Below are 23,121 nucleotides of genomic sequence, written 5' to 3' on the forward strand. Positions count from 1 at the left end.
CCTCACGGCCGCACCGGAACCGCCGGTTATGGTCAGGGGATGCAGAGCCGCACTCCCGTCCCACGGGCCACAGGACGCCCCCGCAGCGCCACCGCGGACGCGGCGATCCTCGCGGCGACCCGGGAGGCCCTGGTGGAGCTGGGCTGGTCCAAGCTCACCCTGGGAGACGTGGCGGCACGGGCGGGGGTCGCGAAGACGACGCTCTACCGCCGCTGGGCGGGCAAGAACGAACTGGTCGTCGACGCGGTGGCGGAGCTCTTCGACGAGCTGGAACTCCCCGACCGCGGCACGCTCGCCGCCGACATCGCGGGCGTGGTCCTCCAGTTCGCGCGGATCCTGGCCCGTCCGGAGGCGAAGAGCGGGCTGATGGCGGTGATCGCCGAGTCCACCCGCGACGACGTCCTGCGCGAACGCATCCGCGAGTCGATCGTCGAACGCCAGAAACGCCTCGTCCTCGAAGGCCGCGCCCGCGCCCAGGCCCGCGGCGAACTCCCCCCGGAATCAGACCCGGAGGAAGCCGCCCGCACCGTCGACCTCATCTTCGACGTCGTCGCCGGTGCGGTGGTCCACCGCACCCTGGTGAGCGCGGAACCGGCGGACGAGGAGTGGGTCCGCAGCTTCACCCAGATCCTGCTCCTGGGCCTGACCTCGGCCACACCCCGGTAAGTGCGGGAGGCCGCCCGGCGCCGAGTGGGTCGCCTCAGCCGTCTGTCGTGGGGTGGGACCGCACCGTGGGGCTGACATCACGGGCCCGTGCCACGGCCCTGGACCAGATCTCGGCGACCTTGCGCAGCCTGGACCTGTCGGCGACGGGCAGCGCGGCCGCGTACTGCTTGCGCAGCGAGAGCGCCGTGGACGGGATGTGCGACCGCGCGGCGCACTCCCCGTCTCCCACCGCCACCGCGATCTCCCGTCGGCGCAACTCCTCGGTCGCGCCCCGCTCGCGGAACTCGGTGCGGAGCCGCTCGCTCGCACCTTCGGGGGTCGGGTAGGGATGCCCCTTCTCCCTCATGCACGTCCGCCAGTCGCGCAGGGCGGCCGTGTACCGGGGAGCGCGGGCCACCTGGTCCGTGAGCGAGGCGTTGAGGTTCTGCGGGATGTGCATCGCCGCCGCCCAGGCGTCCAGGTCGCCGAACAGCCGTCTGCGGCTGTCCGCCTCGCACCCCACGGCCGAGAAGGTGACGGTGCTGCCCGCGCCGAACCTGATCTCCCGCAGGTCCGCCGGAGTGCCGCGCAGAGCGCGCAGATACGCGTCCGCTTCCCCGGCCGGCAGCCGGGCCACGTACTGGTCGTTGGTCGGACCGTCCGTGTCCGCCGCCTTGCGGGCACGCTCCTTCGAGAACCTCGCATACAGCCCGTAGCCTTCGCGGCGCCGGGTGTCCAAGCCGATCTCCCGCTCCTCGTAGGAGCCGGTGGCCGGGGCGAACGCGTCGACGCGGTAGGGGAAGCCCTTGGCTGTCATGCATGACGCGATGAGTTCGGTCTCGGCGTGGAAGAGCCGGGCCTCGTCCAGCGGCTGGCCCCCCGAGCGCGTGAGCAACGCGAGCTCGGCCTGGCCGAGTTCCGGCGTGGACGCCGGGGCCGAGCCCGAGTCGCTGCACGCCGTCACCACGAGAGCCGCCGCCACGGCGCAGGCGGACAAGGCTGCGCTTGTCGCCTTCCGGCGGTGTGTCATACGACCGTCCCCTCTCTGGACGTAGACGGCGTCCCGTCCGTGGACATGGGCGCGAGTGGCGGGCGGTGCCCAGGGACACCGCCCGGGCGCGCTCAGTCGAACGGGTTGGGGCCGCCGCACGCGGAAGTGGTCGTGTCGCTGGGCGAGATCCAGCTGTTGGACGAGAAGTTGTTGTTGTGCGAGGAGGCGAACTGGGTCTCACCGGAACCGCGGGACAACCGGTAGAAGCCGCCGGTGTAGTTCGTCCCGGTCCACATGACCGCGTTGCAGCTGACCCCGTTGTTGTAGGCGGAGGAGGCGCAGTCGCTCCAGGTGCCGTTCGGGCAGGCGCTCTGGCCGAACACCCCCCAGTTCGCGTTCCGTCCGGACAACTCGCCCGGTCCGGCGCCCGTGTAGTTCTCACCGTTCCAGAAACAGAGGTTCCCCGAGTCGCAGCCGGCGGGCGCGGCCGCTATCGCCACGCTCTTGGGCAGGGCGGCGGACGTACCGGCGACGCCACCGGACGAGGCGGCGGACGTTCCGGCCAGACCGGCGACCGCCAGGACCGCTCCCGCGGCGACCGACAAGAGTCTCTTCACGCATTTCTCCTTCCGATGTGGCCAGAATGCATCGGCCGTTCATGGCGCCCGAATTCCTCACCGGCAAAAGAGTCTCGCCCGGTCCTTTCCGGATGCCGATCCGGCCATGTTGCGCATGGCTGGCCTGAGCTGACCGGTACAGCATTGCCCGCTGATGCGAGAGCGGTCCATGATGCTGAATCTCATGGAAAAAGCGCAGGTACAGGGGAGGAATCAAATGCTCCGCATCCATTTCACGGACGCCGACCTCGCCCGGACACGCGTGGTCCGCTCACCCGACCCGATGTGGGAGATCACCACGAGCCTGCACCGTCTCCAGACGAAGCGCGGCCGCTGGTTCCATGCGGAATGGCACAGATCGACCCGCGACCGCATCGTGGATCGAGGACTCGGAAGTCTGCTGAAGAAGTTCTTACTGCCGCTCTTTCCCAGAGCCGCGTATTTTCCCGACTTCCTCACGCCGGGTCAGGGCGCTCATGAGGAACTCGACGGCTGCCTCGAAGGCATGCTCGCCACATCGCCCGACCGGGTTCTGAAGGAAATGGCGATCCTCGACCGCAGGGTGGGCGCCCCCTCCTGGGCGCCCCGCATCGCCGAGAAGGAGTCGAGGCAGGAACTCGCGGCGGCGCTGCGCGCCTATCACGACGTCGCCGTCGCTCCGTACGCCGAGCGGATGCAGGCACGCATGGACGCCGAGCGGGCCCTCTGCTGCCGGCACGCCCTCGACGGCGGCATCGGGGGGATGCTGGCGAGCCTGGGACCCACCATGTGCTGGCGGCAGCCGGTCCTGCACGTCTCGTTCACGGTCGCGGACCGGGACCTCTATCTGAACGGGCGAGGGCTGGTGCTGATCCCGTCCTACTTCGCCGCGCAGAATCCGACCACCCTCGCCGACCCGGAACTGCCGCCCGTCCTGGTCTACCCGGTCCACCGCGCCGCCCCGGAACGTCCCCCGCTCGCCACTGTGGCCGCGAACGCCGGTGCACCGCTCACGGCACTGCTCGGTCGCGCGCGAGCCGGGGTGTTGCGGGCCACCGCCGCGGGAGCCACAACCGGCGAGATCGCTCGCGTCACCGGCATCTCCGCGTCGTCCGCGAGCAAGCACACCACGACCCTGCGGGAGGCAGGGCTGATCATCAGCCATCGGCACGCGACGACGGTGCTGCACACGTTGACGCCCGCGGGGGCCGCGGTGCTGCGAGCGGCCACCCGCACCGCGCCCGACGCGTGAGCCGCCCTGTCCGCTCGGGGTCGGTACGGGCTCAGAACCCCGCAGGCTCCGTGTAGACGCCCCACTCGTCCCGCAGCACCCCACAGATCTCACCGAGGGTCGCCTCGGCCCGTACGGCGTCCAGCATCGGTCCGATCATGTTCGAGCCGTCCCGCGCGGCCGCGAGCATCGCGTCGAGCGCGGACCGTACGGCGGTGTCGTCCCGCGAGCCCTTGCGGTCCCCCAGCACGCGCACCTGCTCACGCTCCACCTCGTGGCTGACCCGCAGGATCTCCAGGTCGCCGGTGACGGAGCCGTGGTGGACGTTGACGCCCACGACCCTCTTGTCGCCCTTCTCCAGGGCCCGTTGGTACTGGAACGCGGACTCGGCGATCTCGCCGGTGAACCAGCCGTCCTCGATACCGCGCAGGATGCCGGAGGTGATGGGCCCGATGGGATGCCGCCCGTCGGGATGGGCCCGCAGGCCCCGCTCCTTGATCTGCTCGAAGATCTTCTCGGCCTCTGCCTCGATACGGTCGGTCAGCTGCTCCACGTACCACGAACCACCCAGCGGATCCGCCACGTTGGCGACACCGGTCTCCTCCATGAGCACCTGCTGGGTGCGCAGCGCGATCTCCGCGGCCTGCTCGGAGGGGAGCGCGAGGGTCTCGTCGAGGGCATTGGTGTGCAGGGAGTTGGTGCCGCCGAGCACGGCCGCGAGCGCCTCGACGGCCGTCCGTACGACGTTGTTGTACGGCTGCTGCGCGGTCAGCGAGACGCCGGCGGTCTGGGTGTGGAACCGCAGCCACTGCGCCTTGTCGCTCCGCGCCCCGTACACGTCCCGCATCCAGCGCGCCCAGATCCTGCGCGCCGCGCGGAACTTGGCGATCTCCTCGAAGAAATCGACGTGGGCGTCGAAGAAGAAGGAGAGCCCGGGCGCGAAGACCTCGACATCGAGTCCGCGACTCAGCCCCAGTTCCACGTACCCGAACCCGTCGGCGAGCGTGTACGCGAGCTCCTGTGCGGCCGTCGATCCCGCCTCCCGGATGTGGTACCCGGAGACGGACAGCGGCTTGTACGCGGGGATGCCGGTCGCGCAGTACTCCATCAGGTCCCCGATGAGCCGCAGATGGGGCTCGGGCTGGAAGAGCCACTCCTTCTGCGCGATGTACTCCTTGAAGATGTCGGTCTGGAGGGTCCCGTTGAGCACCCCCGGATCCACGCCCTGCCGCTCCGCGGCGACGAGGTACATACAGAAGACAGGTACGGCCGGCCCGCTGATGGTCATGGAGGTGGTGACGTCCCCCAGCGGGATGTCCTTGAACAGCACCTCCATGTCGGCGGCGGAGTCGATGGCCACGCCGCAGTGCCCGACCTCACCCAGCGAGCGGGGGTCGTCGGAGTCCCGCCCCATGAGGGTGGGCATGTCGAAGGCGACGGACAGCCCCCCGCCCCCGTTGGCGAGGATCATCTTGTACCGCTCATTGGTCTGCTCGGCGTTCCCGAACCCGGCGAACTGCCGAATGGTCCACGTCCGCCCCCGGTACCCGGTCGCGTAGAGCCCCCGCGTGAACGGATACTCCCCCGGCCACCCGATCCGCTCGAACCCCTCATACCGGTCCCCCGCCCGAGGCCCGTACACCGGCTCCACGGCATCCCCGGACAACGTGGTGAAGTCCGCCTCCCGCTTACGCGAGGCGTCGTACCGGGCCTGCCACCGTCGGCGGCCCTCTTCGATGGCGTCAGCGTCCATGCTTCGAATTTACTAGGACGTCCTAGTAAATGTCGACGGCAAACCACCCGTTACTCTCGACGACATGAAGAAGAGCGTCCTGACCCGCTACCGGGTGATGGCCTACGTCACCGCCGTTCTGCTCATCCTGCTGACGATCGGCGTGATCGGGAAGCGACTGCTGGGCATGGACGGGTTCGACGGCTTCGTCTCGGTGGTCGGCATCGCCCACGGCTGGCTGTACGTCCTCTACCTGATCTTCGCCTTCGACCTGGGCACCAAGGCGAAGATGCCGCTGGGCCGCCTCGCCTGGATGCTCCTCGCCGGCACGGTCCCGACCGCCGCGTTCTTCGTCGAGCGCAAGGTGACCCGGGAGGTCACGCCGCTCGTGATCGACGACCCCGCCCCCAAGGCCGCCGCGGTCTGACGCTCACTTCGTGATGAAGTGGCACTGCGTGGCGCGCAGCTTGCCGTTCACGTAGAACCTCGCGCAGGCCTTGCCGTACTTCGGCAGCGTCTGCGCGGAGTTGCGCCGCAGCGGATCCCGTCGGCACTCGTTGTGCGTCTTGCCGCGAGCGGTCCTGTACGTCCGGTTGCCGGTGTCCGCGTAGGTGAAGTCGATCCTCCAGTTGCAGAACTTGGAGAAGGTCGCCGCGAGCCCCATGCAGTCCACGCCCGCCCCGCGCAGGTCGTAGTCGAACGTCCCGACCGCGGTGGTCCCGGTGGCGCTGGCCTTCGCCTCTCCGCCGGCGATCTGCAAACGGCGAGTGGCATGCCGAAGCTTCGACACGGCGGATTCCCCTGTTCGTGCTAGGCCCGGACTCCGTTCGTCCGGACGATGACCGCCCAACAAGATCGCAGGGAAAACTCCGGCCCCCGGCTGCCGTATCGATCATGCTTGGGTGAGATCACCTTCAGGTGCGACCCGCTCCCCCGCACGTTGACCGGCGGCCTCAGTCCTCGTCGAAGTCGTGCGCGGCCACCCGTAGCGGTCTCAGCATCGCGAAGAGTTCGGCGCATTCCTCCGCGTCGTAGACGCCGAGGCCGAAGTCCATGGCCATGAGGTCGCGGGTGGCGGATTCGACGACCTCACGGCCTTTTTCGGTGATGACGGCGAGCGTGCCGCGCCCGTCGTTGGGGTTGGGCTTCTTGTCGACGAGGCCGGATTTCACCAGGCGGTCGACCGTGTTGGTGACCGAGGTGGGGTGGACCATGAGGCGTTCGCCGATCTTGGACATGGTCAGCTCGCCGGCCTTGGAGAAGGTGAGCAGGACCAGGGCCTCGTAGCGCGCGAAGGTCAGTCCGTAGGGCTTGACGACCGCGTCGACCTCGGCGAGGAGGATCTGGTGGGCGCGCATGATCGAGGTGATCGCCGCCATGGACGGCACGTTTCCCCAGCGCTGCTTCCAGAGTTCGTCGGCGCGGGCGATGGGATCGAAGGGAAGACTGAGGGGCTTCGGCACGGCACCAGACCTTACCGGCCGGTCACATGCCGGTCAGCCCCGTCTTGGCATTCGGTCCGCCGGGCCGCCACGGCCAGCAGCACACAGCACGCCGTCCCCAGCACCCCCGCCCCGGCCACGGTCCCCGCGACCCCCGCGAACTCCGCCACCACTCCCGCCAATGCCATCCCCACCCCCTGGATCGTCATCAGCCCGGCCGTCAGCAGCGTCATCGCCCGCCCCCGCAACTCCTCCGGCACCGCCCGCACGAACCACTGGTCCACACCCAGCGTGTACGCCGACCCGGCCCCCGACAGCACCAGCACCACCAGGGAGACGGACAGCCCCGGATGCAGCACATACGCCACGTACGGCACCAGCGTCACGCACACCAGCGGCAACGCGATCCGCTCCCGGGCCGCCGGCCCCAGCCGCGCCCCCGCCCACAGCTCCCCCGCGATCGTGCCCACCGGCAGCGCGCACATCAGCAGCCCCAGCCCCACCGACCCCGCGCCCAGATCATCCGCGTACGGCGCCGCCAGCGCCTCCGGCACCACCGAGAACATCGGCGGCACCCAGAACAACAACAGCAGCACCCTGAGTCGGCGGTTCGCGAACACCTGCCTCGCACCCTTCAGTGACTCCGTCACCAGCGCCGACCCGGCCCCCGCCCTCGCCGGCCGCCTCCGCGTGCCGAAACGCAGCAGCAGCGCCGACGCGCAGAACGTCCCCACCGTGATCAGCAGCGCATGCCGCGGCGCCACCACGGTCAGCAGCAGACCGCCCACCCCGTACCCCACGAGCAGCGCGCTCTGCGACACGATCCGCAGCAGCGAGCGGCCCAGCACGAACAGATCGCCGTCCCCGAGGATGTCGGCCAGCGTGGCCATCCGCGTCCCCTGGAACACCGGCGCCACCACCGCCAGACAGCACCGCAGCGTCAGCAGCAACGCGATGCCCGCCCCCGGCGCCGCCATCGGCAGCACGCACGCCGCGCACACCAGATCGCACACCACCAGCACCCGCCGGGCCGGAAAGCGGTCGGCGATCCCCGCCAGAAGGGTGCCGCCGACGACGTACGGCAGGAATCCGAGCGCGAACGCCAGCGCGCTCATCAGGGGCGAGCCCGTCAGGTCGTAGACGAGGACGGAGAGCGCGATCTCGCTGACCACGACACCCAGCAGGGACAGCAGGTGCGCCACGAAGACCGCGCGGAACTCCCGTACGGCGAAGACGCGGCCGTAGCCGGTGGGCGGGGCGGCGGTGAGGGTGTCGTCCGTCATGTGCAGCAGCGTGCCGACCGAGCCGACCGCGCCCTAGAGTTTCGGACACAGCCGAATCTTCCCGCCATCCGACCAGGGGACGCGCATGCCTTCGCGACTGCACTTCGGTGAGGACGACTTCCTCCGCTGCCGCTTCGCGATCTCCCCCCTCTGGGAGACGCAGGAGGTCGTCCGCACCCTCAAACGGCCCGACCGGCACGGCTATCACACGCCCTGGCTGCGCCGGATCCGTACCGCGGCCGCCGAGCTCGATCTCACGCCGCTGTGGCTGCTGATGCCCCGCCGCGGGCACTCCCCCGACTGGCTGGGCCCGCCCCCGCTCGGGCCCGCGGCCACCTTCGAGGAGGAGATCGCGGCCGTACGGGCGAGTGATCCGGTGGCCGCCCGCGCGGACACCGCGAAGTCGCTCGCGTCCACGCCCGGAGCGCTGGAGTCGGCGCACGGGCGGGCCTGGATGCGGGATCCCGTACGGATGGTGCGGGAACTGTCCGACGCGATGGAGGAGGTCTGGCGCACGCTCGTCGCCCCGGACTGGCCCCGCCTGCGCGCCCTGCTGGAGGCCGACGTCACCTTCCACTCACGCCGACTGGCCGAGGTGGGGCTCGGCGGGCTGCTGCCAGAGATCAGCCGGCGGTTCGGGTGGGATGCGGGGACGCTGACCGTCGAGCACCGGGGCGAGCACGAGCGACGGCTGGAGGGGAAGGGGCTGGTGCTCATGCCGAGCGTCTTCATCTGGCCGGACGTGGTCAGCACCTACGACCCGCCCTGGCAGCCGACCCTCGCGTATCCCGCGCGAGGCATCGGCGGGTTGTGGACCGAGCCCGACGACCGTACGTCCGACTCGCTCGTACGACTCCTGGGACGCGGGCGGGCCGCGGTGCTCGCCGCACTCGACGAACCGGCCACCACGACGGCCCTGGCCCACCGACTGGGCCTCGCCCCGTCGTCCGTATCCGCGCACCTGACGGTCCTGCGGGATGCGGGCCTGCTGACCGCGAGGAGGTACGGCCACCAGGTCCTGTACGAGCGCACGCCCCTAGGAATCGCCCTGAGCGGGTCCGCGCCCCGCTAGGGGCGGGACCAGCCCCCACCGGCCCGCAGACGAATACGGCCCTCCCCGAGGAGCGGTGTCGCATACGGCTCGGCCATGTGATCCATGTGACGATGAGTAACGCACCCTTACTCAAAGTCACCCCTCGCGCAAGGGAGCAGCATGCCCCGGCTGACCCACACCCTCGCGGTCCTCGCAACCCTCACGCTCGCCGCAGGCTGTTCGTCCGCGTCCGACGTAGAGGAGGCCTCCGTCGCCGGCCCTGCCAGCAGGAAGTCGGGCCCGGATCCGGCGTCCCCGTTCTGGGTGGACCCCAACAGTTCCGCCGCCCAGCAGATCCAGCTGTGGCAGCGGGAGGGCCGCACCAAGGACGCGGCGCTGCTCCGGAAGATCGCGGAACAGCCGGCCGCGCTGTGGCCGGCCGGTGAGATCGACCCCGGTGCGACCGTCAGGGAGGCCACCGCGGCCGCCGCGGCCGAGGACCGCACCGCACTGTTCGTGGCGTACAACATCCCGCACCGGGACTGCGGCCAGCACTCGGCGGGCGGGGCCGCGGACGCGGACACCTACCGGCGGTGGATCGGGAAGTTCGCGGACGCGCTCGGCGACGCCAAGGCCCTCGTCGTCCTGGAACCCGACGCCGTCGCGCACATCGTGGACGGCTGCACACCGGGCGAGTACCACGCCGAGCGCGAGCGGTTGCTGGGCGAGGCGATCGACCGGCTGAAGCGGCAGCCGCACACCAAGGTGTACCTGGACGCGGGCAACCCGTCCTGGATCAAGGACCCCCGCAAGCTGGTCGAGCCGCTGCGACGGGCGGGCGTGGCGAAGGCCGACGGTTTCTCGCTCAACGTCTCCAACTTCCAGACCGACGCCGTCACCAAAGAGTACGGCCGCCGCCTCTCCAAGGACCTCGACGGCAAGCACTTCGTCATCGACAGCAGCCGCAACGGCAACGGGCCGCTGCCGGGCGTGTGGTGCAATCCGCCCGGCCGGGCGCTGGGCACCGCGCCGACGACGAGCACGGGCGAGACCGCCCTGGACGCCTATCTGTGGGTCAAGCGGCCCGGCGAGTCGGACGGGACCTGTGAGGGCGGTCCGGACGCCGGGCAGTGGTGGCCGGAGTACGCCCTGGGGCTGGCGGACAACTCCCGGAACTGACCGGCCACTTCACCCGTCTGACCTACTTCACGTGGATCCACTTCGCTTCCGAAGGGGTGCCGTCCGCGTCCGTCACGAACAGCATGTACCAGCCGGGCGGCACCAGGGCCGGGTCCTTCGGCACGTCGAAGGTGACGGCGTTCGCGGTCTTCGTGATGCCGAGTTCGATGGAGCGCTGCTCGACGTCGGTGGTGTGGGTCACCGCGCTCGGCCGCATGAGCCGGGCCTTGGTGATCCGGTCCGCGTCGTCGGTGCGGAAGGTCGCCCGGTGGTTTGCGGCGAGTTCCTTCGGTCCGTCCTTCAGTACGGGGCGGTCGTCGCCGCCGCTGTGCAGGGCGGGCGGCGTGAAGATCTCCATGCGCTGCTCGAAGTGGCCGAGCTTGGTGTTCTGCTGGTCGTCGTAGAGCGGGTCGGAGCCGAAGCTGGCGACCCTTCCGTCGGGCAGCAGCAGCGCCTCGGAGTGGTAGTTGCGGCCCACCGTCGGGGACGCGGCCGCGTGGAAGGCGTTGTCCTTCGGGTCGTAGAACTGCGCCTTGAGGATGTTGCTGGCGCTGCGGCCGCGGTAGTCCTCGGCGCCGTTCGCGGTGAACACGGTGTCGTCCGGCATGATCACGCTGTTCAGGTACCGCGTGCCCTGCGGGAGGTCGGGGCCGTCCTCGAAGACGGGGTTGTCCTTCTTCAGGTCGACGACGGCCGTGCGCGGGGTCGACTTCTTCGACTCGCCGACGCCTCCGCCGCCCAGGATCATCACCTTCTGGTCCTGCGCGGGCGGCAGGAGGACGGACGCCGAGGTCTCCGTCTCGTCGGCGTCACGCAGACCTGGCACCTTCTCGAAGGTGTTGGTCTTCAGGTCCCACAGCCCGGGTTCGCGGCCCTTGTCGGCAGGCCCGTAACCGGCGTTGGAGGCCGGATAGAAGAGCTTGCCGCCCTTGGTGAGGAAGAGGGCGGGGTACGTCGGGAAGTAGCGCTTCGGCCCGGGGGACCACTTCTTGGTCTTCGGGTCGTAGATCTCGTTGTCGCCCGGGTCGATCATCCCCACGTCGTCCAGACCGGAGACGGCGAGGACACGGCCGTCGTCGAGGCCGACCAGGGTCGGGTACCAGCGGGCCTTGTCCATCGGGTCGACCGGGATGTACTTCTCGGCGACCGGGTCGAACTCGTAGGCCGCGCGGATCCCTTGGAAGTCCTGCTTGTCGAGGGTGATCTTCTCGCTGAGGCCGTAGGCGTTGTCCGCGTCCGCGCCGGTCAGACCCACGATCTCGTACTGGGCCTGCTTCTCGGTGACGGACATCGGGCCCTTCTCCACGGCCTCCACGAAGACCCGCGCCTCGGCGGCCGTCACCTTCGTCTGCCAGGGCTGCATCACACCGTTCGCGTTGTAGGTGACCTTGAAGGACTTCTTCGCCTTGGGGACGGTGACGTCGAACTTGGTGGCGTACTCGACCCCGGCGGGCGAGCGGAAGCGGGTCCCCTTCTTCAGGACCATCGCCTTGTCGGGGTTCTCGTTCTTCACACGCATGCCGCCGCCGGCCCGGTCGACCTCGCCTTCGAGCAGCTCGTAGCGGGCGGTGCCGCCGGCCACGAGGAGTCTGCCGTCCGCGAGTTGGGCGTGTCCCGCGCAGAAGAAGTCGTCGGGCGTGGGGATCTTCTTGAAGGTGTCGGTGGCGGGATCCCAGAGAACCGTGTCGAAGGACCCCTCGTCGAATTTCTTCTGCTCGTTCCCGGAGCCCGCGACGATGAGCACCTTGCCGGTGTGCAGGAGCGCCGCGTGGATGGCGTTGGTGCGGTACTCCTCCGGGATGTCGACCCGGCTCCAACTCCCGTACTTCGCCTTGTACCCGGGCTGGTCGATCTTGTACGCGTAGTACCGATCGCCGGCGAAGTCGAGCGCGGCGGGGGCGTTGAGGCCGACGAGGAGGGCGACGCCGCCGATACCGAGGACGGTCTTCTTGGTGCGCTTGGACGGCTGGTAGGCCATGGCCTAGTTCCCTCCTGTCGTGGTGCTGGAGGTGGTGGCGAGGGCGGGCTCGGTGCCGTCGACGGGGCGGGGGGTGGCTGAGGCCGTGGCCGTGGCGCGGTCGGCCTGGCGTTCCTTGAGGCGCGTGGCGATCCACACGCCCACCGGGGCCAGGGATATCGCCATCGCCAGGACCGCCCAGGTGCGCATCGCCACATGCGTGTGGTCCAGGGCGACCGAGCCGGCCAGCGAGGCGGCGAGGAGGGCGGCCCAGAACAGATGGATGCGGAAGGTGAGCAGCCGGTCGGGGCTGGCGTCGCCGCCCTTCGGGGTGATGACGAAGCGGCTGGGGCGGCGGACGAGGGCCTCGCCGAAGGACTTGAGGTAGATCGGCGCGGAGATGGCCGACATCGCCATGCCCGCGAGGCCGCCCGATCCCTCGGGTTCGTGCGGGGAGACGTTGTGGCGGCGGTTCCAGAGGTAGAGGCCGATCTGGAGGGCGGCGGCGTCGCTGTAGAGCATCAGCCAGACCGAGGCGGCGACCTGGGTGCCGGAGGCGCCGAACCAGAGGAACAGGAAGCAGCTCAGAATGCCCAGGAACCAGTTGACGGCGGTCATCGGGTAGTAGACGAGCATCAGCGTGTACGAGAACAGCCGCCCGGGCGGCATCGTGAACGGTGCCTTCCAGTACTGCTTGAAGAGCGTCTCGTACGTGCCGCGCGACCACCGCATCTGCTGGGTGAAGAAGTCCGTCCAGGAGGCGGGGCCTTCGCCGACGGCGAGGACGTCGGGAGTGTAGACGCTGCGCCAGTGGTTGCGGGTCTTCGGGTTGCGGTGGCGGTGGAGTTCGAAGCCGGTGGCCATGTCCTCGGTGATGGAGTCGTAGAGGCCGCCGATCTGTTTCACGGCCGCGATGCGTACGACGTTGTTGGTGCCGACGAACATGGGGGCGCGGTAGCGGTTGCCGGCGCGCTGGATCAGTGCGTGGAAGAGGAACTGCTGGGACTCGGCGGCCTTGGTGACGGGGTTGTGGTAGTTGCCGTACACCTGCGGGCCGACGACGAAGGCGACGTCCGGGTCCCGGAAGTAACCCATCATCCGCTCAAGGAAGTTGGGGAGCGGGACGTGGTCGGTGTCGACCGAGGCGAAGAAGTCGTACTCGTCGCCGTGCATGGCGATCCAGGCGTTGTAGTTCCCGTGCTTGGTGTTGGCCTTGTGGACGCCCTTGGGCCGGTTCCACTCGGGGACGCCGTGGCGGGTGAAGTGCCGTACGCCGAGTTCCGTGCAGAGGTCCTTGGCCTGTTCGTCGTCGCCCTCGTCCAGGAGCCAGATGTCCAGGGGGCCGGTGTGGGTGATCCTCGTGGCGCCTTCGAGGGTGGCGCGGACCATCTCCAGGGGTTCCTTGCCCGGGACGTACGTCGTGAGGAAGGCGACGCGGGTGGCGGGTTCGGGGGTGACGGGGACGGGGTCTCGGGCTACGAGGGTGGCGTGGGCGACGGAGGCGACGTTGACGACCATGAACAGCTCGATGAGCGCGATGGCTATGAGCATCGTGATGTCGAGCCCGATCATCCACTCGTCACCGCCCTCGCGCTCCACCCAGTGGGTGGGCCAGACGAGGTACACCAGCAGGGCGCCGGTGAGCAGGGGCGCGAGGGTCATCAGGAGGACCGCGCGTATTCGGTGCGGCTCGCCTGCGAGGAGTGAGGTGTACCGCACCTGGTACTTCTCGGCGGACGGCTCTGTGAGCGGTCCCGCGAGTCGGCTGTGGGTGTCGTAGTCGTAGCCCTCCGGCCGCACAGCGCCCTCCAGTGATCGAACGAGCCGATACCCATACACAAGTGGAGTTTTAGGGACGTGTCGAACTGGGAGGGTCCAGGCGGGTGGGCCTGCGTGGGGTGGGTGGGCGGATGCCTGCGGCGGCCCGTGGGGTGGGTGGGTGGGTGGGGGTGTGCGCTGCGCACTGCGGCTGCGGCGTGAGTGGGTGGATGCCTGCGGCGGCCCGTGGTGGGGCGGGTGGGGGTGCGCGCTGCGCATTGCGGCTGCGGCGTGAGTGGGTGGATGCCTGCGGCGGCCCGTTGCGGTCCGGTGGGGGTGTGCGTCGCGCAGTGCGGTTGCGTCGTGGGTCGGTGCCGCACCGGGGGGTGTCCGTCCTCGGTCGGGCGGTGCTGTGTGTTGGGGCTGTGCGGTTGGTCGGTCGCCCGACGCTGCGGGCGGACACCCCCCGGTACGTCCCCTGCTCGCCGTTGCGCGAGCGCGCGTGGTGCCCCGCCGGGGGTCGCAGGGAGCGGCTCTACGGTGGTCCGCGGGGCGCGGGCCGGCAGGTCCGGCGTCCGAGGACAAGGGCAACATCCACCCGCCGGGGACGACGCCCCCTACCCAGCCCGCCCGGCGCGGGACGAAGGTCAGCCACCCCGATCGCCCACCCACCCGCCGCGCGCGACACCCCTTCACGCCGGCCACGCGCCCCAGCCCACGCGAAGTTCGGGGACGAGAACCTGCCATCCCGAACCCCCACCCACCCGCCGGGCGCGACACCCCTCCACGCCGGTCCCGCATCTTCTTTCAGCCCGTCCGGCGTTTGAGGACGAGGCCCCTTCAGGGCCGATGGGGGTCTGGGGGCGGAGCCCCCAGGGGCGGGGTTGAAGGGGCGGCAGCCCCTGGGGATGGGAATGGGTAAGGGCGGCGGGGGCGAGAAGAGGTCTACGGCAGTCCTGGTTGGCGGCGATTTGTTCGGCGTAGGTGGTGGCGGACCGCGCGTTGGGCTACCGGGCCGAGTTCCTCCAGCGCGGCTACCAGGGCGCCCAGTTGTTCCAGGGCGTCGAGCGCGGCCGTCGCGCCCTGCATGTCGACGCCCTCGTACAGCTCGATGCCGACGAAGGACGCGGCGACCGCGCGGGCGAGACCCGCGGGGTTCGTGAACTCCTCGAACGGGGTGCCGGACAGAACCCTGCGCAGGACCTTCTCGATCTCGGTGATCCAGGACTCGAGGCCCGCCGCCGTGGCCGCCGCGAGGCTGTCGTGGGTCTGGGCGCCCGCGAGAAGCTGGCCGAGGAGCGCGACGTGACCGCCGGAGCGTTCCTCTTCGTGGATCTGCCTGCCGACGACGAGGAGTTCGGAGAGCGAGCCCACTTGGTCGAAGCGGGGACGGTAGCGGGACACCGCCTGTTCGGCGCCGTATCGGCAGGCCGCCGCGAGGAGTTCGTCGACGGAGCCGAAGTGGTAGAAGACCAGCGCCTGGTTGACGCCCGCCGCCGAGGCGATCGTGCGGGCGGACGTCTTGGCGATGCCCTGCTCGACGAGGGTGCGCAGGGCGCCTTCGAGGAGCTTGGTCTTGGTCTCCAGGGACTTCGCCGTCTCGGGGCTCACGCGCGGGACTCCTCGCGGACGGGGCGCAGACCGGGGCGGACACCACAGGTGCGGAGGGCCGTGTACGTCGCCTCGAAGCTGCCCTCGTAGCCGAAGAGGGGGCCGAAGTGCTTGTTGGTGACCCTTACTCGGATACGGAAGCGGTCCGTCTCGTCGTCGTAGGACTCCCGGACCTCCGCCGTCGCACCGATCAGTTCCGGCACCCGTACGTCCACCACGCCCTCGCGGAACCGGTGTTCGCCGGAGCGGATGAGGAGGGAGCCGTCGGGCTCGGCGTGGAAGTGGAGGTCGCTCGCCAGGTGCTGGTGGGTGCCGAGGTAGTCGAGGATCCGGTCGCCTTGGGGGCTCAGGACCATCTGGGCGTCGAAGCGGCGGGGGCGGCCGGGGAGGCGGAAGGTGCGCACGAAGGTCACCGTCTCACGGCCGTAGGTGTCCGTGTACGGCACGTTCTCGATGGTGAAGGGGACGTTCCGGCCGGTGCGCGGGACGAGGATGTTGCGGGTGGCGCCGAGGGCGAGGAACGGCTTCACGAAGGCGCCGCCGTGCCAGACGCGGTCCATGACGCCACGGCCGGTGCAGGCCTCGCCGGAGGCCAGACCCACCGAGAAGCGGCGCTGGAGCTGGGGGTGGAGGTCGTCGAAGGCCACGCCCATCACGGTGCGGAAGATCGAGGTCATCGCGGGGTCTCCAGGGTGCGCAGGAGACGGGGGGCACGGCTGCGGCTCGGCGCCTTTCGCCGGCAGCGGCGGGCCGCGGGGGTGCAGGGCAGCGGTGGTGCGAGGAGGGCCGCGAAGAACAGGACCGTCAGGAGCAGGGGCCAGCAGAACGCCATCAGCACCGCCAGTGGGCCGAAGGCGGGGAGTACGGACTCCGTGGCGAGGCCCGCACCGGTCACGGCCAGGATGACGGCCCTCGTGAACAGCTCCATGAGCCAGTTGAGGCGGGCCCGCTCCGGGCTGATGCCCCACTCCAGCCAGAGGCGCAGACGGTCGAAGGACCACGCCGTCGCCCAGCCCATCAGCGGGCGGAGGAGCAGGCGGTCGGCCAGTGCGCCGAAGGCTCCCCAGCGCGGGCGGTAGTCGTAGCCGGTGAGGAAGCGCACGCCGTCGCCGTCGGGGATGTACCGCCAGTAGCCGCTTCCCTCGGCGAGGAGCGAGAGCGGATGCGGAGAGCTGAAGCGCAGGGCGGAGGTGCGGGTGCCGTCGGGGCGTTCCTTCTCGCCGGCACAGACGCCGGTCCCGGCGATCATGAGGCCGGGCAGCAGGCGCGTGGCGTAGCGGAAGCGCTGTGGCTCGCCCTCCGCGCGCGGGAGGTGGGCGATCTCGGTGAAGCGGAGGTCCCAGCGCTGGTGGCGGGCCGGGTCCTGGGTGCGGGTCCAGAGGTCGTCGAGGTCGGCGTGGATCCGTGCCTCGATGTAGAGCGCGCTGCGCTGGCCCATGTGCATCCCCCTGCGAGCTGGCCTTTTCCGCATTTTTGAGCGACTGCTCAAACCTTGTGGGCAGGAACGTACACCTCTTTGAGCGATCGCTCAAACACCGGGCACAGGAAAACCCCGGTCCGCGCGGACCGGGGTTTCGGCTGTCTGTCCCTGCCGTCGCCGGGGCTACTCGGCGAGGTGCCGCTCCACCGTCGCCACCTTGGAGGTCAGCCCGTCGGACACGCCGGGGCGGATGTCCGCCTTGAGGACCAGGGACACGCGCGGGGCACGTGCCTCGACCGCGGCGACGGCGCGCTTCACGACGTCCATCACCTCGTCCCAGTCGCCCTCGATCGAGGTGAACATCGCGTCGGTGCGGTTCGGCAGACCCGACTCGCGGACGACCCGTACGGCGTCGGCGACGTACTCCCCCACCTCGTCGCCCACGCCGAGCGGCGTGACGGAGAAGGCGACGATCACGACGTCTTCACCGCGCTCTCCTGGCGGGCGCGGGAGGCGATGACCGCGTCCTCGGCCTCGCGCTTGAGCTTGCGCTCGGCGAAGAAGCCGCCGGTGGGCAGGACCGAGAGGACGAAGTACAGGGCGGCGGTGCCGACGGGCCACTTCGTACGGTTCCAGGCGTCGGCCCAGAAGATCACGTAGAGGATGAAGAGAACGCCGTGGACCATGCCCATCACGGGCACCGCGTTGAAGTCCGTGGTCCGCTTCAGGACCGAGCAGACGAGCAGGAGCAGGAACGAGACCGCCTCGGGGGCGGAGACGAGGCGGAGGCGGCGGAGGGCGCTGGCGGTCTTGAGGTCCACGGGTCACCTTCGGTGGAGGGGCGTCGACGCTTTGTGAATGCGTGCACAAACGTTTGCCCATTGTGGCAAACGGCTGAGCGGGGACAGGCTGGGGGGTCCGTCGTCGGCGTCTCGCAGCCAGGAGCGCGCGTGGAGTTCGTCTTCTTCATGACCCTGCCCGGGCTGGTCGTCCTGCTCACGGTGCTGGCCTTCGCCGATCAGCTGCTGCTGCGGGCCGGCCGGGCCGGAGTGCTGCCCTGGCGCAATGCCGCCCGGCAGGGGCAGGTCTCCGCGACCGGCTTCGAGCAACTGCACGCCGCCCTCTCGCCCGGCAAGCAGCACGAGCTCAAGGAGCGGCAGAGCGCGCTGGTGATGCGGGACGACGAGGAGGACGGCGCGCCCCCGCGCTCCACCGTCGACCTGACCTCGGGGAAGGCGGTCATACGGCTGCCCGGCGCCGGCCGCTGACCCCTAGGGGTGCGATCAGGGTCTCTCTCCACCCACGGGCCCTGTCGGCAAGGCCTTTCCGGGAGCTACCTTCGCAGCGTGGCGATGTTCCGACTTCAAGGCAGCAAGGTGCTCGCCGTCGAGATGACCGGGGACGCCGTGAAGGCGAAGAACGGCTCGATGGTCGCGTACGACGGACAGATGGCGTTCAAGAAGCTCAGCGGTGGCGGTGAGGGCATCCGGGGCATGGTGACCCGGCGGATCACCGGTGAGCAGATGACGGTGATGGAGGTGAGGGGGCAGGGGACCTGCTGGTTCGCCGACCGCGCCTCCGAGATCAATCTCGTCGGTCTCCAGGGGGACAAGCTCTACGTGGAGTCGAGCAATCTGCTCGCCACCGACGGCGGGCTGCGCACGGGGACCACTTTCACGGGGCTGCGCGGCGCCTCGCAGGGCAACGGCCTGTTCACGACCACCGTCGAGGGCCACGGACAGGCGGCGATCACCTCGGACGGACCGGCCGTGGTGCTGCGCGTCAGCCCGCAGTACCCGCTGAGCGTCGACCCGGGGGCGTACATCGCGCACCAGGGGAATCTGCGGCAGTCCTTCCAGTCCGGTGTGACTTTCCGCACTTTCATGGGAGAGGGCGGCGGTGAGGCCTTCCAGATCCGCTTCGAGGGGGACGGTCTGGTGTACGTCCAGCCCAGCGAGCGGAACACGATCGCGGGGGATGTCTGAGATGGCGTTCCGCGAGCTCAACTCGAAGATGGTCGAGGCGACCGTCATGCCCGGGCAGCGGCTGTTCAGCCAGCGCGGCGCGATGCTCGCCTACCGGGGCGAGGTCTCCTTCACGCCCAACACCCAGGGCGGCCAGGGCGGGATCGCGTCGATGATCGGGCGCCGGGTCGCCGGCGAGGCCACACCGCTGATGACCGTGGACGGCAGCGGCACCGTCCTGTTCGGGCACGGCGGCCACCACGTCCAGGTGATCAACCTCACCGGCGACACCCTGTACGTCGAGGCGGACCGCCTCCTCGCCTTCGAGGGCACCCTTCAGCAGGGCACGATGTTCATGGGCTCGCAGGGCGGCGTCATGGGCATGGTCCGCGGCCAGGTCACCGGCCAGGGGCTGTTCACCACCACGCTCAAGGGCCACGGCTCGGTCGCCGTGATGGCCCATGGCGGCGTCATCGAACTGCCGATCACCCCGCAGCGGCCGGTCCATGTCGACCCGCAGGCCTACGTCGCCCACCACGGCGACGTCCGCAACAAGCTGTCCACCGCGCTCGGCTGGCGCGACATGGTGGGCCGCGGCTCCGGCGAGGCCTTCCAGCTGGAGCTCAGCGGCCATGGAGCGGTGTTCGTCCAGGCGTCGGAGGAAAAGCTGTGAGCACCTACCCGGGCCCCGGCCCCACCGTCCACGACCCCGCGACGCTGCCCGTCGACGACAACGTGAACAACTACACCTTCTGCGTGGAGCTCAAGGGGAGCCAGTGGTTCCTGCAGAAGGGGAAGATGATCGCCTACTACGGCTCGATCGACTTCAACGGCGTCGGGCACGGTCGACTCGACCGACTTGTCCGTACGTCCTTCCATTCGCCTCTGCACGCGAGCGACTGGGTCGTGGCCGAGGGTTCGGGCAAGATGCTCCTCGCCGACCGGGCCTTCGACGTGAATTCGTACGACCTCGAGAACGGCAACCTGACCATTCGCTCAGGCAACCTGCTCGCTTTTCAGCCAAGTCTTGCCCTCAAGCAATCGATCGTGCCGGGTTTTCTGACCCTGATCGGAACCGGAAAGTTCGTGGCCGCATCTAACGGCCCGGTGGTGTTCATGGAACCCCCGATCCGGGTGGACCCGCAGGCGCTCGTCGGCTGGGCCGACTGCCCGTCGCCGTGCCATCACTACGACCACGGCTACATGACCGGCCTGATGGGCGGTCTACGTGCGATGACGGGCCTGGGCGGGGCCTCCGGAGAGGAGCATCAGTTCGAGTTCGTGGGGGCCGGCACCGTACTGCTCCAGTCCTCCGAGGCACTGATGGCGGAGCAGGCCACGGGGGCGGTTCCGCAGCAGGCCGGAGTACCCGGTTCCGGAGTGCCCTCCACAGGCCCTTCACAGCAAGCGGGCACACCGCGCCTTCCCGGACAGCTGGGAGACCTCCAGCGTCGCTTCGGGCTGTGAGCGGTAGTCTGCGGAGTGTGACGTCGAACGTGTGCACGCCGTCACATCGAAACCCTCACTAGTTCGCCTTTCAACTTCTTAGGTAGACTTCATTCATGGAGACCGAGACGGCCACGCCCTGGCTGACCGATGCGGAGCAGTGTGCCTGGCGCACCCACCTGGAGGTCAACAGGCTGTTGACGTACCAGCTAGAGAAGGACCTCCAGCCGTTCGGCCTGACAATGAACGACTACGAGATCCTGGTGAATCTCTCCGAGTCGGAGGATGTCCGGATGCGGATGAGCGACCTCGCGTCCGCCACCCTCCAGTCCAAGAGCCGCCTCTCGCACCAGATCACCCGTATGGAGAACGCCGACCTGGTGCGGCGCGAGAACTGCGAGTCGGACCGCCGCGGTCTGTACGCGGTGCTGACCGAGCACGGCATGGAGACGATGAAGAAGGTCGCGCCACACCACGTGGCGTCCGTGCGGCGGCACTTCATCGACCTGCTGAACCCCGAGTCCATGGCGGAGCTCGACAAGTCCCTCAAGCCCATCGCGGAGCATCTGCGCGGCCAGCGCGGGCGGCCGTGACCGGGTAGCGACAGCTAGACGATCGGCAGGCGGAGTTCGAACAGGGCTCCGCCTGCCGGTGCGTCGCGGACCGTGAGGGTGCCGCCGTGGCGGGCGGCGACGTCGCGGGCGATGGCGAGTCCGAGGCCGGCGCCGCCGTCGTCACGGCTGCGGGCCTCGTCGAGCCGTACGAACCGCTCGAAGATCCGCTCCCGGTCGGCCTCGGCGACCCCGTCCCCGTCGTCGGCGACCTCGACGACGGCCCACGCCCCCTCCCGCCGTACGGTCACACCGATCACCGCACGGGCGTGCCGCTGCGCGTTGTCGAGCAGATTGCCGATCACCCGTTCCAGCTGGCCGCGGGACCCCACCGCTTCCACGTCCACCGCCTCGACGGTCACCCCGTCCCGCCCCCGCGCCTCCCGCCGCGCCACCTCACCGAGGTCGAGCCGCTTGTCGCCGGGCCCCTCCCCCGCGTCCAGACGGGCGAGCAGCAGCAGGTCGGCGGCGAGGCGCTGGAGTCGTACGGTGTCCTCCACCGCGCCCGGCACGTCCAGCAACTCCGGGTGGGCGGCGCCCACTTCCAGCTGGGTGCGCAGGGACGCGATGGGGCTGCGCAGTTCGTGCGAGGCGTCGGCGACGAACCGGCGCTGGCGCTCCACGGAGGTCTCCAGCGCGGCCAGGGTCACATTGGTGGTGCGGGCGAGCCTGGCGACCTCGTCGTGCGTGTCCGGCTCCGGCACCCGGCGGGCCAGGTCCTCGGAGGCGGTGATCGCGGCCATCTCGCGGCGGATGCCCTCCACGGGGCGCAGGGCGCGGCGGGTGACCAGCCAGGTCGCGCCCGCGACGACGCCGATCAGCAGGGGGAAGCCGATCAGCATGGCGGTCGTCGTGGTGTCCACGGCGCTCTGTTCGGCGTCCAGGGAGCCGCCCGCCCAGACGGTGAGGGTGCCGTTGTCCTGGGTCTCCACGGGGACGGCGGCGAAGCGGTAGTCCTCGGTGTCGCCGTCGACCGTCGCGGAGCCGTCGGTGAACTCCACGTCGCCGATCTCCCCGGCTTCCCGGCTCTCGGTGTCGTCGTCCGCGTCGTCGTCGGAGTCGTCCGACCCGGTCGTACCGCCGGTACCGCCCGCCCGTGTCGTCGGCCTCACCTCGTCCGTGGCCGTCCCGCTGATCCGCTCCAGACCCTCGCTGGCCGCCACGAGCCTCCGGCCCTCGTCGACGACCTGGACCGGACTGTCGTCCCCCAGGTCCACCTGGTCGTGGCTCGTCGCGGTGAGGAGCTGGGAGGCGACGTCCCGCGCCTCGCGTTCCGCCTTCGTCCCCGCCTGGTCGACGAGATTGGACCGCAGCGACAGCAGTACCGCCGCCCCCGCCGCGACCAGCGCCACGGCCACGACGAGCGTGGCGCCGAGGGTCGCCCGGGCCCGGACCGAGCCGAAGAGCCTCCTCACCGTTCCGCCTCCAGCCGGTATCCGGCGCCGCGGACCGTCTTGATGAGCCCGGAGCGCAGCTTGCGCCGCAGGGCGCTGACGTAGACCTCGACGATGTTGGGATCGCCGTCGTAGGCGAAGTCCCATACGTGGTCCAGGATCTGCGCCTTGGACACGACCTCGCCCGCGCGGGTGACGAGCTGCTCCAGGACCGCGAACTCCTTGGCGGTGAGCGTCACCTCGTCGTCGGCGAGGAAGACCCGGCGGGCCGCGGTGTCGACCCTGAGGTCGCCGTGCGCCAGCACGGGCGACGCCCCGGCGCCCTGGCCCCGGCGGCGCAGCAGCGCCTTGACGCGGGCGACGAGGACGACGTACGAGAAGGGCTTGGTGAGGTAGTCGTCGGCGCCCGTGTCCAGGCCCTCCGCCTCGTCGTACTCGCCGTCCTTGGCGGTGAGCATCAGGATCGGCACCTCGTGGCCCGCGGCGCGCAGGGCGGCGCAGACCTTGTAGCCGTTGAGGCCGGGCAGCATGATGTCGAGGATCACGAGGTCGTACGTCCCCTCGGTGGCCCTGTGCAGGCCCTCCCGGCCGTCGTGGACCACGTCCACGGCGTATCCCTCGGCGGTCAGACCCTTCGCGAGCGACAGGGCCAGCCGCTTCTCGTCCTCCACGATCAACAGGCGCATGCGTACAGCGTGACAAAGCCAAGCTGAAGATCCCTTCAGGTGACTTCAGGTTCCCCTCAGCGTCGGTCGGCGATGTTTGTTCACGTCGAAAGCGAGCGAATCGCTGAAATCGAGCGAAAACGACTCAAGGGGAAGGAACCCT

At 70.0% G+C, this 23,121-nt stretch carries 25 protein-coding genes; 10 read left to right on the top strand and 15 right to left on the bottom strand.

Annotated elements, in window-relative coordinates; all coding sequences use genetic code 11:
* The first annotated feature begins 39 nt into the window (after positions 1–39).
* The gene (locus tag ACFY0U_RS34050) at positions 40–666 is read left to right on the top strand and encodes a TetR/AcrR family transcriptional regulator (protein WP_388642368.1); all 627 of its coding nucleotides are present in this window, start codon (positions 40–42) and stop codon (positions 664–666) included.
* 34 nt (positions 667–700) lie between these two features.
* Here the strand turns inward: ACFY0U_RS34050 and ACFY0U_RS34055 are convergent, their stop codons facing one another.
* Together ACFY0U_RS34055 and ACFY0U_RS34060 are read right to left on the bottom strand one after the other, a co-directional pair.
* Complete coding sequence (locus tag ACFY0U_RS34055; RefSeq protein ID WP_388642370.1) at positions 701–1,675, bottom strand: hypothetical protein; 975 nt, start codon at positions 1,673–1,675, stop codon at positions 701–703.
* A gap of 92 nt (positions 1,676–1,767) precedes the next feature.
* Entirely contained in the window at positions 1,768–2,253 is a 486-nt protein-coding gene (locus ACFY0U_RS34060) for a peptidase inhibitor family I36 protein (RefSeq protein ID WP_388642372.1), read from the bottom strand.
* 217 nt (positions 2,254–2,470) lie between these two features.
* Here ACFY0U_RS34060 and ACFY0U_RS34065 point away from each other — a divergent pair, with 217 nt between their 5' ends.
* Positions 2,471–3,484: an ArsR/SmtB family transcription factor gene (locus ACFY0U_RS34065; protein WP_388642373.1), complete on the top strand. Its 1,014-nt coding sequence runs from the start codon at positions 2,471–2,473 to the stop codon at positions 3,482–3,484.
* Between the two features lie 31 nt (positions 3,485–3,515).
* Here the strand turns inward: ACFY0U_RS34065 and ACFY0U_RS34070 are convergent, their stop codons facing one another.
* Positions 3,516–5,216 carry a methylmalonyl-CoA mutase gene (locus ACFY0U_RS34070; RefSeq protein WP_388642375.1) on the bottom strand — a complete coding sequence of 567 codons (1,701 nt, stop codon included), beginning with the start codon at positions 5,214–5,216 and terminating at the stop codon, positions 3,516–3,518.
* Positions 5,217–5,280: 64 nt separating this feature from the next.
* Here ACFY0U_RS34070 and ACFY0U_RS34075 point away from each other — a divergent pair, with 64 nt between their 5' ends.
* Positions 5,281–5,622, top strand: coding sequence for a DUF3817 domain-containing protein (locus ACFY0U_RS34075; RefSeq protein ID WP_388642376.1), 342 nt, complete (start codon positions 5,281–5,283; stop codon positions 5,620–5,622).
* A 3-nt stretch (positions 5,623–5,625) separates the two neighbouring features.
* On the opposite strand, the gene ACFY0U_RS34080 is transcribed toward ACFY0U_RS34075, so the two are convergent.
* The 3 genes from ACFY0U_RS34080 to ACFY0U_RS34090 all read right to left on the bottom strand — a co-directional run bounded on the left by ACFY0U_RS34080 (position 5,626) and on the right by ACFY0U_RS34090 (position 7,920).
* Positions 5,626–5,985: a hypothetical protein gene (locus ACFY0U_RS34080; protein WP_388642378.1), complete on the bottom strand. Its 360-nt coding sequence runs from the start codon at positions 5,983–5,985 to the stop codon at positions 5,626–5,628.
* Positions 5,986–6,148: 163 nt separating this feature from the next.
* Positions 6,149–6,658: a MarR family winged helix-turn-helix transcriptional regulator gene (locus ACFY0U_RS34085; RefSeq protein WP_388642380.1), complete on the bottom strand. Its 510-nt coding sequence runs from the start codon at positions 6,656–6,658 to the stop codon at positions 6,149–6,151.
* Positions 6,659–6,669: 11 nt separating this feature from the next.
* Positions 6,670–7,920, bottom strand: coding sequence for an MFS transporter (locus ACFY0U_RS34090; RefSeq protein WP_388642381.1), 1,251 nt, complete (start codon positions 7,918–7,920; stop codon positions 6,670–6,672).
* 85 nt (positions 7,921–8,005) lie between these two features.
* Here ACFY0U_RS34090 and ACFY0U_RS34095 point away from each other — a divergent pair, with 85 nt between their 5' ends.
* Positions 8,006–8,992, top strand: coding sequence for a DUF5937 family protein (locus ACFY0U_RS34095; protein ID WP_388642382.1), 987 nt, complete (start codon positions 8,006–8,008; stop codon positions 8,990–8,992).
* Positions 8,993–9,133: 141 nt separating this feature from the next.
* The gene (locus ACFY0U_RS34100) at positions 9,134–10,132 is read left to right on the top strand and encodes a glycoside hydrolase family 6 protein (protein WP_388642384.1); all 999 of its coding nucleotides are present in this window, start codon (positions 9,134–9,136) and stop codon (positions 10,130–10,132) included.
* Positions 10,133–10,154: 22 nt separating this feature from the next.
* On the opposite strand, the gene ACFY0U_RS34105 is transcribed toward ACFY0U_RS34100, so the two are convergent.
* The 7 genes from ACFY0U_RS34105 to ACFY0U_RS34135 all read right to left on the bottom strand — a co-directional run bounded on the left by ACFY0U_RS34105 (position 10,155) and on the right by ACFY0U_RS34135 (position 17,699).
* Entirely contained in the window at positions 10,155–12,110 is a 1,956-nt protein-coding gene (locus ACFY0U_RS34105) for a galactose oxidase-like domain-containing protein (protein ID WP_388642385.1), read from the bottom strand.
* Between the two features lie 3 nt (positions 12,111–12,113).
* Positions 12,114–13,889 carry a glycosyltransferase family 2 protein gene (locus ACFY0U_RS34110; protein ID WP_388642386.1) on the bottom strand — a complete coding sequence of 592 codons (1,776 nt, stop codon included), beginning with the start codon at positions 13,887–13,889 and terminating at the stop codon, positions 12,114–12,116.
* A gap of 903 nt (positions 13,890–14,792) precedes the next feature.
* Positions 14,793–15,458: a TetR/AcrR family transcriptional regulator gene (locus tag ACFY0U_RS34115; RefSeq protein ID WP_388642388.1), complete on the bottom strand. Its 666-nt coding sequence runs from the start codon at positions 15,456–15,458 to the stop codon at positions 14,793–14,795.
* Positions 15,455–16,135: a DUF4166 domain-containing protein gene (locus ACFY0U_RS34120; RefSeq protein WP_388642389.1), complete on the bottom strand. Its 681-nt coding sequence runs from the start codon at positions 16,133–16,135 to the stop codon at positions 15,455–15,457. The genes ACFY0U_RS34115 and ACFY0U_RS34120 overlap by 4 nt, the downstream gene beginning before the upstream one ends.
* Positions 16,132–16,896, bottom strand: coding sequence for a hypothetical protein (locus ACFY0U_RS34125; protein WP_388642391.1), 765 nt, complete (start codon positions 16,894–16,896; stop codon positions 16,132–16,134). Before ACFY0U_RS34125 ends, ACFY0U_RS34120 begins: the two co-directional genes overlap by 4 nt.
* A 165-nt stretch (positions 16,897–17,061) precedes the next feature.
* Complete coding sequence (locus tag ACFY0U_RS34130; RefSeq protein WP_388642393.1) at positions 17,062–17,355, bottom strand: MTH1187 family thiamine-binding protein; 294 nt, start codon at positions 17,353–17,355, stop codon at positions 17,062–17,064.
* Positions 17,352–17,699 carry a DUF3817 domain-containing protein gene (locus tag ACFY0U_RS34135; RefSeq protein ID WP_388642395.1) on the bottom strand — a complete coding sequence of 116 codons (348 nt, stop codon included), beginning with the start codon at positions 17,697–17,699 and terminating at the stop codon, positions 17,352–17,354. The genes ACFY0U_RS34130 and ACFY0U_RS34135 overlap by 4 nt, the downstream gene beginning before the upstream one ends.
* Before the next feature lie 129 nt (positions 17,700–17,828).
* On the opposite strand from ACFY0U_RS34135, the gene ACFY0U_RS34140 reads away from it, so the two are divergent.
* The 5 genes from ACFY0U_RS34140 to ACFY0U_RS34160 all read left to right on the top strand — a co-directional run bounded on the left by ACFY0U_RS34140 (position 17,829) and on the right by ACFY0U_RS34160 (position 20,881).
* Positions 17,829–18,146, top strand: a complete 318-nt coding sequence (locus tag ACFY0U_RS34140; RefSeq protein WP_388642397.1) for a DUF6191 domain-containing protein — start codon at positions 17,829–17,831, stop codon at positions 18,144–18,146.
* An 84-nt stretch (positions 18,147–18,230) separates the two neighbouring features.
* Complete coding sequence (locus tag ACFY0U_RS34145; RefSeq protein ID WP_388642694.1) at positions 18,231–18,863, top strand: AIM24 family protein; 633 nt, start codon at positions 18,231–18,233, stop codon at positions 18,861–18,863.
* Position 18,864: 1 nt separating this feature from the next.
* A complete protein-coding gene (locus tag ACFY0U_RS34150; RefSeq protein ID WP_388642695.1) occupies positions 18,865–19,515 on the top strand; it encodes an AIM24 family protein in 651 nt (216 codons plus the stop codon).
* Positions 19,512–20,309 (top strand): AIM24 family protein, encoded by a 798-nt coding sequence (locus ACFY0U_RS34155; protein ID WP_388642399.1) that lies wholly within the window; start codon positions 19,512–19,514, stop codon positions 20,307–20,309. Before ACFY0U_RS34150 ends, ACFY0U_RS34155 begins: the two co-directional genes overlap by 4 nt.
* Positions 20,310–20,404: 95 nt before the next feature.
* Positions 20,405–20,881 (top strand): MarR family winged helix-turn-helix transcriptional regulator, encoded by a 477-nt coding sequence (locus ACFY0U_RS34160; RefSeq protein ID WP_388642400.1) that lies wholly within the window; start codon positions 20,405–20,407, stop codon positions 20,879–20,881.
* A 14-nt stretch (positions 20,882–20,895) separates the two neighbouring features.
* On the opposite strand, the gene ACFY0U_RS34165 is transcribed toward ACFY0U_RS34160, so the two are convergent.
* Complete coding sequence (locus ACFY0U_RS34165; RefSeq protein ID WP_388642402.1) at positions 20,896–22,314, bottom strand: sensor histidine kinase; 1,419 nt, start codon at positions 22,312–22,314, stop codon at positions 20,896–20,898.
* A complete protein-coding gene (locus ACFY0U_RS34170) occupies positions 22,311–22,979 on the bottom strand; it encodes a response regulator transcription factor (RefSeq protein WP_388642404.1) in 669 nt (222 codons plus the stop codon). Before ACFY0U_RS34170 ends, ACFY0U_RS34165 begins: the two co-directional genes overlap by 4 nt.
* Between the last annotated feature and the right edge of the window lie 142 nt (positions 22,980–23,121).

The organism is Streptomyces sp. NPDC001536 (assembly GCF_042894505.1).
In the GTDB taxonomy this organism is placed as follows: Bacteria; Actinomycetota; Actinomycetes; order Streptomycetales; family Streptomycetaceae; genus Streptomyces.

What these genes read in the sequence shown, in the direction of transcription:
- ACFY0U_RS34050 (WP_388642368.1), top strand. Translation starts at nt 40, where the DNA reads ATGCAGAGCCGCACTCCCGTCCCACGGGCCACAGGACGCCCCCGCAGC.
- ACFY0U_RS34055 (WP_388642370.1), bottom strand. Translation starts at nt 1,675, where the DNA reads ATGACACACCGCCGGAAGGCGACAAGCGCAGCCTTGTCCGCCTGCGCC.
- ACFY0U_RS34065 (WP_388642373.1), top strand. Translation starts at nt 2,471, where the DNA reads ATGCTCCGCATCCATTTCACGGACGCCGACCTCGCCCGGACACGCGTG.
- ACFY0U_RS34070 (WP_388642375.1), bottom strand. Translation starts at nt 5,216, where the DNA reads ATGGACGCTGACGCCATCGAAGAGGGCCGCCGACGGTGGCAGGCCCGG.
- ACFY0U_RS34075 (WP_388642376.1), top strand. Translation starts at nt 5,281, where the DNA reads ATGAAGAAGAGCGTCCTGACCCGCTACCGGGTGATGGCCTACGTCACC.
- ACFY0U_RS34090 (WP_388642381.1), bottom strand. Translation starts at nt 7,920, where the DNA reads ATGACGGACGACACCCTCACCGCCGCCCCGCCCACCGGCTACGGCCGC.
- ACFY0U_RS34095 (WP_388642382.1), top strand. Translation starts at nt 8,006, where the DNA reads ATGCCTTCGCGACTGCACTTCGGTGAGGACGACTTCCTCCGCTGCCGC.
- ACFY0U_RS34100 (WP_388642384.1), top strand. Translation starts at nt 9,134, where the DNA reads ATGCCCCGGCTGACCCACACCCTCGCGGTCCTCGCAACCCTCACGCTC.
- ACFY0U_RS34105 (WP_388642385.1), bottom strand. Translation starts at nt 12,110, where the DNA reads ATGGCCTACCAGCCGTCCAAGCGCACCAAGAAGACCGTCCTCGGTATC.
- ACFY0U_RS34120 (WP_388642389.1), bottom strand. Translation starts at nt 16,135, where the DNA reads ATGACCTCGATCTTCCGCACCGTGATGGGCGTGGCCTTCGACGACCTC.
- ACFY0U_RS34125 (WP_388642391.1), bottom strand. Translation starts at nt 16,896, where the DNA reads ATGGGCCAGCGCAGCGCGCTCTACATCGAGGCACGGATCCACGCCGAC.
- ACFY0U_RS34145 (WP_388642694.1), top strand. Translation starts at nt 18,231, where the DNA reads ATGTTCCGACTTCAAGGCAGCAAGGTGCTCGCCGTCGAGATGACCGGG.
- ACFY0U_RS34150 (WP_388642695.1), top strand. Translation starts at nt 18,865, where the DNA reads ATGGCGTTCCGCGAGCTCAACTCGAAGATGGTCGAGGCGACCGTCATG.
- ACFY0U_RS34160 (WP_388642400.1), top strand. Translation starts at nt 20,405, where the DNA reads ATGGAGACCGAGACGGCCACGCCCTGGCTGACCGATGCGGAGCAGTGT.
- ACFY0U_RS34170 (WP_388642404.1), bottom strand. Translation starts at nt 22,979, where the DNA reads ATGCGCCTGTTGATCGTGGAGGACGAGAAGCGGCTGGCCCTGTCGCTC.